This window comes from Citreimonas sp., from assembly GCF_042096055.1.
Classification (GTDB): domain Bacteria; phylum Pseudomonadota; class Alphaproteobacteria; order Rhodobacterales; family Rhodobacteraceae; genus Citreimonas.
In genome coordinates this window covers 17261-28647 of sequence record NZ_JBELMH010000043.1, presented here as the reverse complement: position 1 = coordinate 28647, position 11387 = coordinate 17261, and the positions used below count along the sequence as shown (strand labels likewise).

Sequence of the window (11387 nt, the reverse complement as noted above, 5' to 3'; positions counted from 1 at the left end):
GCGTTGTTCATGTGCCCGTATTCGTCGTTGTCGTTCCAGCGCGTGGGCATCGCGCGGAAGGCGGTGTAGGCGTCGCGGCCGGCCGGGGGCTGGCGGGTCATTGCGGGCGCATCAGGCGGAAGGCGGCCGAGGCGGCCCAGCCGGCGGCGATGGCGATGGCCAGCGACATCAGCCCGTAGAGCAGCGGCTGCTGGTGCGACAGGGTGAACAGCCAGCGCTCCAGCCCGACCTTGCGCACGGGGATCGTCGTGTCGAACCGCGCCACCACGGCCCGGTCGCGGGTCAGGAAGACGCGCGTCGTGTAAAGCCCCTCGGTCAGGTTCGCGGGCAGGGCGATCGCGGTGTCGAACAGGGTCTGTTCGCGAAGGTCGACGGCGCCTTCCTTGCGGATGTAGAGGCCGTTCGCCCGCCGGATCCGGATCACCGCGTCGGTGAAGGCCTGTGGCTCCAGCACGCCAGAGGGCGCGCCCACCGAGCGGATCGCGCGCGGGATCGAGACCGCGTGGCGCAGGTCCTCGGTGTGGCTGATGACCTCCTCCCACGGGCCGGACGTGGCGACGGCGTAGAAGCTGGGGGCGGAATCGACCTCGACCGCGTCGACGTTGACCCAGATGCCGGCGCGGCGTTCCTTCCGGCGCACGGTCACGGGGCGGTCGGGCCCCTGGACGGTCACGACCACCTCGAGCGGCGGGCCTTCGGGAATCGCGGTCTCGCGCTTGACGGCGCCGAAGATCAGGATTTCCGAGCCGGAGAAGCTGGTGGAGATCGACACCTGGTCCTGGCTGAGGCCGAGCACGACCTCTTCGGCGGTGCGGGCGGGCCCGGCGGCGAGCAGCAGCAGTAGGGCGAGCCAGAGGCGCATCACACAGCCCCCGTGCTGAGGGTGTAGAGTTCCTCGGGGCGCAGCAGCAGGTCGAGCGCGAGCTTGCCGCAGACCAGCAGCACCAGCGTCGCCAGCAGGATGCGCAGCTGCTCGGCCCGCATGCGCGCGCCGAAGACCGCGCCGAACTGCGCGCCCAGCACGCCGCCCACCAGCAGCAGCACCGCCAGCACCACGTCGACCGTCTGGTTCGTGACCGCGTGCAGCAGCGTGGTGAAGGCGGCGACGAAGATGATCTGGAACAGCGAGGTGCCGATCACCACCTTGGTGGGCATCCCCAGCAGGTAGATCATCGCCGGCACCATGATGAAGCCGCCGCCCACGCCCATGATCGCGGCCAGCATGCCCACGGCGACGCCCACCAGGACCGGGGGGATGACCGAGATGTAGAGGCCGGACGTGCGGAACCGCATCTTGAGCGGCAGGCCGTGGATCCAGGTGTGCTTCTTGCGCGGGGCGATCTTGCCGCCGCGGGTCTTGCGCAGGGCGCGCAGGGATTCGACGAACATCAGCGCGCCGATGATCCCGAGGAAGACGACGTAGCAAAGCCGCACCAGCAGGTCGACCTGGCCCATCTGGCGCAGGATGTTGAACACCGCGATGCCGGCCGCGGCGCCGATCAGGCCGCCGGCCAGCAGCACCACGCCCATGCGCAGGTCGACCGTGCGGCGCCGGAAATGCGCCAGCACCGCCGAGAAGGACGCCGCGACGATCTGGTTGGCCGAGGTGGCGACCGCGACCGCCGGCGGGATGCCGATGAAGAACAGCAGCGGCGTGATCAGGAAGCCTCCGCCGACGCCGAACATGCCCGACAGGATGCCGACCAACCCGCCCAGGCCAAGCAGCAGGATCGCGTTGACCGAAACCTCGGCGATGGGGAGGTAGATCATCATGGGTTTTGTTAGCGCGCACGGGCGCCGCTTGGCAACGATGTCGGCGGGCCGCCGGTGCCCCGGCGGTCGGGAAAGGGCGTCAACGCTCCTTGACGTAGGGCGTGCCGCCGGCGCGCGGCGGGATCGCCTTGCCCACGAAGCCCGCCAGGATCACCACGGTCAGGATGTAGGGCAGCGCGTCCATCACCTGCACCGGCACCGTGAAGGCGCCGAGGTCGATGTTCTGGTAGCGCAGCGCGATCGCCTGCAGGAAGCCGAACAGCAGGCAGGCCCCCAGCGCGTACCAGGGCCGCCACTTGGCGAAGATCAGCGCGGCGAGCGCGATGTAGCCGCGGCCGGCCGTCATCTCGCGCACGAAGCCCGCCTGGAGGCCGGTGGCGAGGTAGGCGCCGGCGAGGCCGCAGAGCACGCCCGCGATGGCCAGCGAGGCGAAGCGCAGGCCCGACACCGACACGCCGGCGGTATCGACGGCCTCGGGCGCCTCGCCCACGGCGCGCAGGCGCAGGCCGAAGCGGGTGCGCTGCAGCACCCACCAGGTCAGCGGCACCATCAGGAAGCCCGCGTAGACCAGGATCGAGTGCCCCGAGATCAGGTCGGCGTAGAGCGGGCCGAGCAGCGGCACCGGGCGCAGCGTCTCGGCGAAGGGCAGGGCGATGTCGGAGAACCGCCCGCCGGCCATCAGCGACGGCGTGCGGCCGCCTTCCGAGAACCAGACCTGCGCGATCATCACCGTCAGGCCCGAGGCGAGGAAGTTCAGCGCCACGCCCGAGATCAGCTGGTTGCCGCGGAAGGTGATCGACGCCAGCCCGTGGATCGCCGACAGCGCCATCGACGCGGCGATGCCCGCGAGCATGCCCAGCCAGACCGAGCCGGTGGCGAAGGCCACCGCGGCCGAGAAGAAGGCGGCGATCAGCATCTTGCCCTCGAGCCCGATGTCGATGATGCCCGAGCGTTCCGAGAACAGCCCGGCGAGGCAGGCCAGCAGCAGCGGGATCGCCAGGCGGACGGTGGAATCGAGCACCTGCAGGATGGTCGCGAGATCCATGGTCAGTCCCTCGGGGCGGTGGGTTTGGGTTTCGGGCCACGGCGGGCGCGCAGCGCGCCGAAGGCGGCCTCGAGCGGCATGCGGACCATGTTGTCGAGCGCGCCGGTGAACAGGATCACCAGCGCCTGGATCACGGTGATGAGCTCGCGCGGGATGTCGGTCCAGAGCGCGAGTTCCGCGCCGCCCTGGTAGAGGAAGCCGAACAGGAGCGCCGCGAGGAACACGCCCAGCGGGTGGCTGCGTCCCATCAGCGCCACGGCGATGCCGATGAAGCCCGCGCCCTCGGTCGCGTTGAGCACCAGGCGCTCGGCCTCGCCCATGGTGGTGTTGAGGCCCATGAGGCCCGCCAGCGCGCCCGAGATCAGCATCGCGAGCACGGTGATCCGCACGGTCGAGATGCCGGCGTAGCGGGCGGCGGTGTCGGAATGGCCGAAGGCGCGGATCTCGTAGCCCAGCCGCGTGCGCCAGATCAGCAGCCAGACCGCGATGCAGGCCAGCACGGCGAGGAAGAAGGTCACGTTCGCCGGCGAGCCGCGGAAGAGCGTGCCGCCGGCGGCGAACATGTCCTGGAAGGTGGGCAGGTGCGTGGCGGGCGGGAAGGTCTCGGACGCGGGGTCCATCGCGCCCACCGGGCGCAGCAGGTTGACCAGCACGTAGTTCAGGACGGCCGCCGCGATGAAGTTGAACATGATCGTGGTGATCACGATGTGGCTGCCGCGCGTGGCCTGCAGCCAGGCCGGGATGAAGGCCCAGGCCGCGCCGAAGAGCCCGCCCGCGACCGTGGCACCCGCCAGCGCCAGCGTCCAGTGCGGCCAGGGCAGGTAGAGGGCCACCAGCGCCACGCCCAGGCCGCCGATCATCGCCTGCCCCTCGCCGCCGATGTTGAACATCCGCGCGTGGAAGGCGACCGCGACGGCGAGGCCGGTGAAGGTGAAGTTGGTCGCGTAATATAGCGTGTAGCCCCAGCCGGTCGAGCGCATCAGCGCGCCCTCGACCATCAGGCTGAACGCGTCGACCGGGTTCTCGCCGATGGCGAGGATCACCAGCGCCGACAAGAGGGCCGCCAGCAGGATCGAGATCAGCGGCACGAGCACCGCGTCGGCCCAGGCAGGCATTCGGTTCATGGGTGGCGGGTCCTTGGCGTGGCGGTTGGGGACGGTGCGGTGCGCGGCATGCGCGCGGCGATCGGGCGTGGCGCGGGGCGGGCGGGCCTAGTCATGGTGCGCGGCGTCCCGGGCTTCCTTGTCGCGCAGCGACGCCTCGGCCGCGTCGTAGCCCGCGCCCTCGGGCGCCTCGGTCACGCCGGCCATCAGCAGGCCAAGCTCGCGCTGGTCGGTCTCGGAGGGCAGGCGTTCGCCCATGATGCGGCCGTCGAACATCACCGCGATGCGGTCGGACAGCGACAGGATCTCGTCGAGCTCGACCGAGACCAGCAGGATCGCCTTGCCCTTGTCGCGCAGGCGCACGATTTCCTGGTGGATGAACTCGATCGCGCCGATGTCGACGCCGCGGGTGGGCTGGCCGACCAGCAGCACCTCGGGGTCGCGCTCGATCTCGCGCGCGAGGACGATCTTCTGCTGGTTGCCGCCCGAGAAGTTCTGCGCCTCGAGCCAGCAATCGGGCGGGCGCACGTCGTAGCGCTTCATCTTGTCCTGCGCGTCGCGGCGCAGCGCGTCGTTGTCCATCAGCACGCCGCGGCCGTAGCGGTCGTCGTGGTGGTAGCCGAAGGCGACGTTCTCCCACGCGTGGAAGCGCATGATGAGACCTTCGTGCTGGCGGTCCTCGGGGACGTGGGCGATGCCGCAATCGCGCCGGGTGCGGCCGTCGGCCCGCCGGCCCGACAGCGCGATGTCTGTGCCGTTGACGCGCACGGTGCCGGTGGTGCGCATCGCACCCTTGGCGTCGGCCATGCCGCCCAGCACCTCGAGCAGTTCGGACTGGCCGTTGCCGGACACGCCGGCGATGCCGACGATCTCGCCCGCGCGCACGGTCAGCGACACGTCGCGCAGGCGCTGCACGCCGGCGGCGTCGACGTGGTTCAGGTTCTCGATCTCGAGGATCGGGCGGCCGGGCTGCGCGGGCGCCTTGTCGACGCGCAGCAGCACCTTGCGGCCGACCATCAGCTCGGCCAGCTCGGTGGGCGAGGTGTCAGCGGTCTTGACGGTGGCGGTCATCTCGCCGCGGCGCATGACGCTGACGGTGTCGGTGATCTCCATGATCTCGCGCAGCTTGTGGGTGATCAGGATGATCGTCTTCCCCTCGTCCCGCAGGCCGCGCAGGATGCGGAAGAGGTGGTCGGCCTCGGGCGGGGTGAGCACGCCGGTGGGCTCGTCCAGGATCAGGATGTCGGCCTCGCGGTAGAGCGCCTTGAGGATCTCGACCCGCTGCTGGTGGCCGACCGAGAGGTCCTCGATCAGGGCGTCGGGATCGACGCGCAGCTCGTAATCCTCGGCCAGCTGCTTCAGCACGCCGCGGGCCTTCGACAGCGAGGGTTTGAGCAGCCCGCCGTCCTCGGCGCCGAGGATGACGTTTTCCAGCACGGTGAAGTTCTGCACCAGCTTGAAGTGCTGGAAGACCATGCCGATGCCGGCACGGATCGCGGCCTGGCTGTCGGGGATCTCGGTGCGCTTGCCCGAGATGAAGATCTCGCCCGCGTCGGCCCTGTAGAAGCCGTAGAGGATCGACATCAGCGTCGACTTGCCGGCGCCGTTCTCGCCGATGATGCCGTGGATCGTGCCCGGCATGACGCGGATCGAGATGTCGCGGTTGGCCTGCACCGGGCCGAAGGCCTTCGAGATGCCCTTGAGCTCGATCGCGGGGGTGTCGGTCATGGGGTCGGGGCCTTTTCGGGCAGGGTCGCAAGGGGGGCGTTCAATACGGCAAGGGCCGCGTTGCCGCGGCCCCCGGTGTCGGACCCGCCCGCGCGGGGCGGGTCGCTCAGGGTGCGATCAGAACGTCAGTGCGGGGCAGCTGTCGTCGCTGGTGTAGTCGTGCACCGAGATGTCGCCCGAGATGATCTGGGCCTGCGCCTCGTTCACCGCGGCCTGCATCTCGTCGCCTAGCAGCTCGGCGTTGTTCTCGTCGAGGGCGTAGCCCACGCCCTGGTCGGCGAGGCCCAGCACCTGGACGCCGGTTTCCAGATCGGCGCCCGCGCTCATCGCGTCGTAGACGGCGACGTCGACGCGCTTGAGCATCGAGGTCAGGACCGAGCCGGGGTGCAGGTAGTTCTGGTTGCTGTCGACGCCGATGGAATAGATCCCCTGGTCGGCGGCGGTCTGCAGCACGCCGAGGCCGGTGCCGCCCGCGGCGGCGAAGATCACGTCGGCGCCCTGGCTGATCTGCGCCTGCGCCAGTTCCGAGCCCTTGACCGGGTCGTTCCAGGCGGCCGGCGTGGTGCCGGTCATGTTGGCGATGATCTCGGCATCGGCGTTCACGGCCTTGACGCCCTGCGCGTAGCCGCAGGCGAACTTGCGGATCAGCGGGATGTCCATGCCGCCGACGAAGCCGACGGTGCCGGATTCGGATGCCATCGCGGCCAGCATGCCGACGAGGAAGCTGCCCTCGTGCTCGGAGAACAGGACCGAGGCGACGTTGGGATGCTCTTCGGGATCGACATAGCCGTCGATGGTGACGAACTTGGTGTCGGGGTAGTCGGGGGCCACGTTGGCGATCGGCGTGGACATCGAGAAGCCGGTGGTCACGACCGGGTTGAAGCCGTTCTCGGCGAAGCGGCGCAGGGCCTGCTCGCGCTGGGCCTCGGACTGAAGCTCGATGTCGCGGAATTCGCCGCCGGTTTCCTCGGCCCAGCGCTGGGCGCCGTTGAAGGCGGCCTCGTTGAACGACTTGTCGAACTTTCCGCCGAGGTCGTAGATCAGCGCCGGATCGGCCAGTGCGGCGCCGCCGGTCAACGCCAGTGCTGCGACCGAGCCGAGGGTCTTGCGAACGAAGGACATGTAAGGATGCTCCCTGGGTGGACAGGGCGGGGTTGGCCCGCCTCGTGATGTGGCGCCAATTTAGGCCGTGGGGACAAGGGATGGTCAACCGATTCCTGACCCGACGCCACGTCCGCCGGCCTCGCTGCCGCGCCGACGTGCGGAAGCGCGCCGCGGCCCCGCGTCAGCGTGGGGCGGGGGCGTGTGCAATGCGGTGACGGGTGCCGGTGGCCCGGCGTCAGGGCAGGGCGCGGGCGAGGATCAGCGCGTCGTCGGTGGTGCCGTCGTCCAGGCGGTAATAGGCGCGCCGGCGCCCGGCCTCGGCATAGCCGCGCGCGGCGTAGAAGGTGCGGGCGGGAGCGTTGGCGGCGGCGACTTCCAGAAAGACGCGGGTGGCGCCGCGGTCTTGCGCGCGGGTCTCGAACGTCTCGAGCACGGTGCGCGCGGCGCCCCGGCGCTGGTGGTCGGGATCGGTCGCCAGCGCGAGGATCTCGGCCTCGTCCGCGATCACGCGGCCCAGGACGAAGGCGTGATCGGTGGCGACCAGCAGGCTGGCGGGCGCGGCCAGCGTGTCGGCGAAGGCGCGGGCGGTCCAGGGGCGCATGTGGCGGTAGGCGCGGGCCGACAGCGCGGCGAGCGCCTGCGCCGTGGCCTCAGGGCTCATCGAGGATGATCGGCGGAGCGTCGCGCGCCAGCGCCGCGTCGGCGGGGCGAACGTAGACCGGCGCGGGGGCCGCACCGGGCGCGCGCGACGCGGCGATGCGGGCGATGCGGATCGCCAGCGCCTCCGGCTCGGGCGGAAAGGCGGCCCCGGGCGCGTCTGCTGCCTCGACGGTGCGGATCTCGGCGCCGGGCGCGTCCTGCACGTGGAGCAGCCCGCGCGGGGCGGGCACGGCGGCCATTATGCCGCGGTCGCCCGCGTCCATCCCGCCGGCGAAGATCGCGTCGAAGGTGCTGACGCCGATCGCCGGGACGCCCAGACCCAGCGCAAGACCGCGCGCCGCCGAGACCGCGATGCGGATGCCGGTGAAGTTGCCGGGGCCGGTGCCGACGCCGATGCGGTCGAGATCGGACCAGCGCAGGCCGGCCTCGGCCAGCAGTTCCTCGCAGAGGGGGAACAGACGCTCGGCCTGGCCGCGCGTCATGGACTCGGCCCGGGACGCCAGCACGGTCTCGCCGGACAGCAAAGCGGCCGCGCAATGCGCGGCCGATGTGTCGAAGGCGAGGATCGTCATGCTCATCCGGACTGGACGATCAGACGGCGACCGGGCGCACCTCGGTGACCTCGGGGATGTAGTGGCGCAGCAGGTTCTCGATCCCCATCTTGAGCGTCAGGGTCGAGGACGGGCAGCCCGCGCATGCCCCCTGCATGTGCAGGTAGACGACACCGCGCTCGAACCCGTGGAAGGTGATGTCGCCGCCGTCCTGCGCCACGGCCGGGCGGACCCGGCTGTCGAGCAGTTCCTTGATCTGGCCGACGATCTCGCCGTCCTCGCCGGTATGCTCGGCATGGCCGCCGCCCTGGGTGGCGCCGTCGCTCATCACCGGCTGGCCGGACTGGAAATGCTCCATGATCGCGCCGAGAATCGCCGGTTTCAGGTGATCCCAGTCGGTGCCGTCGGCCTTCGTCACGGTGACGAAGTCGGTGCCGAAGAACACCCCGGTCACGCCCTCGACCGCGAACAGGCGCTGCGCCAGCGGCGAGGCCTCGGCCGCCTCGGGGGCGGGGAAGTCGGCGGTGCCCATATCGAGCACGGACTGGCCGGGCAGGAATTTCAGGGTCGCCGGGTTCGGCGTGGATTCGGTCTGGATGAACATGGCGGACGGTCCTTTTGGCTTGTCCCTTATATGCGCCCGCCACGGGGCGGCGTCAAGGTTTGGAACGGTTCTAAAAAGCGGCTCAGGTGATCGCCTCGAGCCGCTCCTTCGACAGGTCGCCCGGCACGATGGTGATCGGCACGGGCAGCGTGCCCGCGGACTTGGTCAGCTGCGAGACCAGCGGCCCGGGGCCCTTGCCCTCGGCCGCGGCGCCCAGGACCAGCACGCCGATCTCGGGGTCCTCGCGCAGGTGCGCCACGATCTGCGGCACCTGCTCGCCCTCGCGGATCACCAGCTCGGGGTTCACGTTCTGGCGGTCGCGCATCCACTTGGCGTAGACCTCGAAATGCGACTGGATGCGTTCGCGCGCTTCCTCGCGCATCACCTCGCCGACGCCGATCCAGTGGTTGAACTCGTCCGGGGGGATCACCGACAGCACGGCCACGCCGCCGCCGGTCTTGTTGGCGCGCATGGCGGCGAAGCGCATGGCGTTGAGACATTCGCGGCTGTCGTCCAGCACCACCAGAAACTTGCGCATCGTCACTCTCCCCGTCCCCGCGCACAGCATGGCGCGCCGGCCGCGCGCTGGCAAGCGCGGGGGCGTGGCGTGGCGCGCGGTTCAGGCGTTGCCGGAATGCGCCCAGTCCCAGTAGAGCTCGCGCGCGCGGCGGGTCACCGGGCCGACCTGGTAGGACGTGTCCTCGAACCCCGTCACGGGCGTGACCTTGGTCAGGTTGCCGGTGAGGAAGACCTCGTCCGCGGTGTAGAAATCGGCGAAGGACAGCACGGTCTCGACCACCTCGACCCCGTCGGCGCGCAGGTTGGCGATGTGGCGCGCGCGGGTGATACCGGCGAGGAACGTGCCGTTGGGGATCGGCGTGAAGACGGTGCCGTCGCGCACCATGAACACGTTCGAGGTGGCGGATTCCGCGACGTTGCCCATCGCGTCGGCCACCAGCGCGTTGCCGAAGCCCCGCCGGCGAACGTCGATCAGCATGCGCGCGTTGTTGGGGTAGAGACAGCCCGCCTTGGCGTCGACCACCGCGTCCTCGAGCACGGGGCGGCGGAAGCGGGTGCGCCCCAGCGTGACCGTGGCGTCGGGCGCGGGCATCGGAATTTCCTCGAGCGCGATGGCGAAACCCGTGCGCTCGGCCGAGGGCGCGATGACCGCCGCGTCGCCGTCGATGGCCCAGTACATGGGCCGGATATACAGCGGCGTTTCCTTCGGGTAGGCGGCGAGGCCTTCGCGCACGATCGCGACCATGTCGTCGGTCGGCACGGTGGGGTTCAGCATCAGCGCTCGGGCGCTGCGGTTCACCCGGTCGCAATGGGCGCGCAGGTCGGGCGCGACGCCGTCCACGTGGCGCGCCCCGTCGAACACGCTCGACCCCAGCCAGGCGCCGTGGTCGCTGGCGCGCATGACCATCGCGTCGCCGTCGTGCCAGGTGCCGTCGAAATAGGTGCGGATGTTGCGTCCGGTGGCCATGTCTTCCCCTTCCCGTGTCGGTCGGCACGCTAGGCGCGCGCGCCGCGAAGGTCCAGACCGGGCGGCTTGCGGGTGGCGCGGCTATGCGCGAAGGTCCGGGCATGACAGCCCCGACGATCCAAGTGAACCCCGAGCGTTTCCTGGCCGACCTGCACGCGTTGCGCGCGATCGGCGCGTCGGGCGTGGGCACGGGCGTGGTGCGCCCCGCCTACACCCCCGCCGAGATCGAGGCCCGCGACTGGTTCGCCGCCCGCATCGGCGACGCCGGGCTTCAGCCGCGGTTCGACCCGATGGGCAACCTGTTCGGCCTGGCCGAGGGGCGCTCGCTTCTGGTGGGCTCGCACACCGACACGCAGCCCGAGGGCGGCTGGCTCGACGGCGCGCTGGGGGCGGTCGCGGGGCTGGAAATCGCCCGCGCGGCGCGCGAGGCGGGCGGGCCGGCGGTGTCCTGCGTGTCGTTCCAGGACGAGGAGGGACGCTTCGGCGTCACCACCGGCAGCGCGGCGTGGTCGGGGCTGCTGACGCAGGCCGAGGCCGACGCGCTGACGGATCATGCCGGCATCACGCTGGGCGACGCGCGCGCCGCGATGGGCGACCGTCTGGGCGGCCCGGTGGATCCCGCGCGCTTCACCGGCTTCCTCGAGATGCATATCGAGCAGGGCCCGGTGCTGGACGGCGCGGGGCAGGCGCTGGGGGTGGTCGAGGCGATCGTCGGCATCCGCGACATGGCGGTCACCTTCCACGGCCAGCAGAACCACGCCGGCACGACGCCGATGCACCTGCGCCGCGACGCGTTCCAGGCGCTGGCGGCGTTCAACGCCGCGCTGAACGAGCGTTTCGCCAACGTGGTCACCCCCGCGACGGTCTGGACGATCGGCCACGTCGCGCTGCACCCGGACGCGTCCAGCATCGTGCCGGGGCGCGCGCGGTTCTCGATGCAGTGGCGCGACCGCGATCCGGACCGGCTGAAGCGGATGGAGGCGATCATCCGCGAAACCGCCGCCGAGATCGCCGAGACGCGCGGGCTGAATGTCGAATTCGGCCCGATGCTGGGGATCGAGCCGGTCGCGATGGACGAGGGCCTGCGCGCCGCCCTGCGCGACGCGGCCGAGGCGACGGCGCCGGGACAGTGGCGCGAGATGCCGTCGGGCGCGCTGCACGACGCCAGCAACGTCGGCAGCCTGATGCCGGCGGCGATGCTGTTCGTGCCCTCGATCGGCGGCATCAGCCACGCCTTCGAGGAAGACACCGCCGAGGACGACATCGTCACCGGCCTGCAGGCGCTCGCCCGCGCCGCGGCCGCCGCCGCGCCCTAGGACGCACAAAGGCTTCT

Annotated in this window: 12 protein-coding genes; 1 reads left to right on the top strand and 11 read right to left on the bottom strand. The window is 71.0% G+C overall.

The window, feature by feature from the left end; genetic code table 11:
* Positions 1-97 precede the first annotated feature (97 nt).
* From ACFDTC_RS11015 to ACFDTC_RS10965, 11 genes are all read right to left on the bottom strand, one after another.
* Positions 98-862, bottom strand: coding sequence for a TIGR02186 family protein (locus tag ACFDTC_RS11015; protein WP_375258925.1), 765 nt, complete (start codon positions 860-862; stop codon positions 98-100).
* On the bottom strand, positions 862-1773 hold the full coding sequence (locus tag ACFDTC_RS11010) for a sulfite exporter TauE/SafE family protein (RefSeq protein WP_375258924.1): 912 nt from the start codon (positions 1771-1773) through the stop codon (positions 862-864). Before ACFDTC_RS11010 ends, ACFDTC_RS11015 begins: the two co-directional genes overlap by 1 nt.
* A 79-nt stretch (positions 1774-1852) precedes the next feature.
* Complete coding sequence (locus tag ACFDTC_RS11005; protein WP_375258923.1) at positions 1853-2818, bottom strand: ABC transporter permease; 966 nt, start codon at positions 2816-2818, stop codon at positions 1853-1855.
* Between the two features lie 2 nt (positions 2819-2820).
* A complete protein-coding gene (locus ACFDTC_RS11000) occupies positions 2821-3942 on the bottom strand; it encodes an ABC transporter permease (protein WP_375258922.1) in 1122 nt (373 codons plus the stop codon).
* Positions 3943-4029: 87 nt separating this feature from the next.
* Positions 4030-5649 carry an ABC transporter ATP-binding protein gene (locus tag ACFDTC_RS10995; RefSeq protein ID WP_375258921.1) on the bottom strand — a complete coding sequence of 540 codons (1620 nt, stop codon included), beginning with the start codon at positions 5647-5649 and terminating at the stop codon, positions 4030-4032.
* 117 nt (positions 5650-5766) lie between these two features.
* On the bottom strand, positions 5767-6771 hold the full coding sequence (locus ACFDTC_RS10990) for a BMP family protein (RefSeq protein WP_375258920.1): 1005 nt from the start codon (positions 6769-6771) through the stop codon (positions 5767-5769).
* A 217-nt stretch (positions 6772-6988) separates the two neighbouring features.
* Positions 6989-7414, bottom strand: a complete 426-nt coding sequence (locus tag ACFDTC_RS10985) for a GNAT family N-acetyltransferase (protein ID WP_375258919.1) — start codon at positions 7412-7414, stop codon at positions 6989-6991.
* Positions 7404-7991, bottom strand: coding sequence for a tRNA (adenosine(37)-N6)-threonylcarbamoyltransferase complex dimerization subunit type 1 TsaB (gene tsaB / locus ACFDTC_RS10980; RefSeq protein ID WP_375258918.1), 588 nt, complete (start codon positions 7989-7991; stop codon positions 7404-7406). Before tsaB ends, ACFDTC_RS10985 begins: the two co-directional genes overlap by 11 nt.
* 13 nt (positions 7992-8004) lie before the next feature.
* Entirely contained in the window at positions 8005-8568 is a 564-nt protein-coding gene (locus tag ACFDTC_RS10975; RefSeq protein ID WP_375258917.1) for a NifU family protein, read from the bottom strand.
* A gap of 82 nt (positions 8569-8650) precedes the next feature.
* Complete coding sequence (locus ACFDTC_RS10970) at positions 8651-9106, bottom strand: universal stress protein (protein WP_375258916.1); 456 nt, start codon at positions 9104-9106, stop codon at positions 8651-8653.
* Between the two features lie 81 nt (positions 9107-9187).
* On the bottom strand, positions 9188-10054 hold the full coding sequence (locus ACFDTC_RS10965) for a branched-chain amino acid aminotransferase (RefSeq protein ID WP_375258915.1): 867 nt from the start codon (positions 10052-10054) through the stop codon (positions 9188-9190).
* 101 nt (positions 10055-10155) lie between these two features.
* Here ACFDTC_RS10965 and ACFDTC_RS10960 point away from each other — a divergent pair, with 101 nt between their 5' ends.
* Positions 10156-11370: a hydantoinase/carbamoylase family amidase gene (locus ACFDTC_RS10960; RefSeq protein ID WP_375258914.1), complete on the top strand. Its 1215-nt coding sequence runs from the start codon at positions 10156-10158 to the stop codon at positions 11368-11370.
* The last annotated feature ends 17 nt before the right edge of the window (positions 11371-11387 follow it).

Excerpts from the sequence above, each read along its gene's own strand:
- ACFDTC_RS11015 (WP_375258925.1), bottom strand. The coding sequence starts at position 862 with ATGCGCCTCTGGCTCGCCCTACTGCTGCTGCTCGCCGCCGGGCCCGCC.
- ACFDTC_RS11010 (WP_375258924.1), bottom strand. The coding sequence starts at position 1,773 with ATGATGATCTACCTCCCCATCGCCGAGGTTTCGGTCAACGCGATCCTG.
- ACFDTC_RS11005 (WP_375258923.1), bottom strand. The coding sequence starts at position 2,818 with ATGGATCTCGCGACCATCCTGCAGGTGCTCGATTCCACCGTCCGCCTG.
- ACFDTC_RS11000 (WP_375258922.1), bottom strand. The coding sequence starts at position 3,942 with ATGAACCGAATGCCTGCCTGGGCCGACGCGGTGCTCGTGCCGCTGATC.
- ACFDTC_RS10995 (WP_375258921.1), bottom strand. The coding sequence starts at position 5,649 with ATGACCGACACCCCCGCGATCGAGCTCAAGGGCATCTCGAAGGCCTTC.
- ACFDTC_RS10990 (WP_375258920.1), bottom strand. The coding sequence starts at position 6,771 with ATGTCCTTCGTTCGCAAGACCCTCGGCTCGGTCGCAGCACTGGCGTTG.
- ACFDTC_RS10985 (WP_375258919.1), bottom strand. The coding sequence starts at position 7,414 with ATGAGCCCTGAGGCCACGGCGCAGGCGCTCGCCGCGCTGTCGGCCCGC.
- tsaB (WP_375258918.1), bottom strand. The coding sequence starts at position 7,991 with ATGAGCATGACGATCCTCGCCTTCGACACATCGGCCGCGCATTGCGCG.
- ACFDTC_RS10975 (WP_375258917.1), bottom strand. The coding sequence starts at position 8,568 with ATGTTCATCCAGACCGAATCCACGCCGAACCCGGCGACCCTGAAATTC.
- ACFDTC_RS10970 (WP_375258916.1), bottom strand. The coding sequence starts at position 9,106 with ATGCGCAAGTTTCTGGTGGTGCTGGACGACAGCCGCGAATGTCTCAAC.
- ACFDTC_RS10965 (WP_375258915.1), bottom strand. The coding sequence starts at position 10,054 with ATGGCCACCGGACGCAACATCCGCACCTATTTCGACGGCACCTGGCAC.
- ACFDTC_RS10960 (WP_375258914.1), top strand. The coding sequence starts at position 10,156 with ATGACAGCCCCGACGATCCAAGTGAACCCCGAGCGTTTCCTGGCCGAC.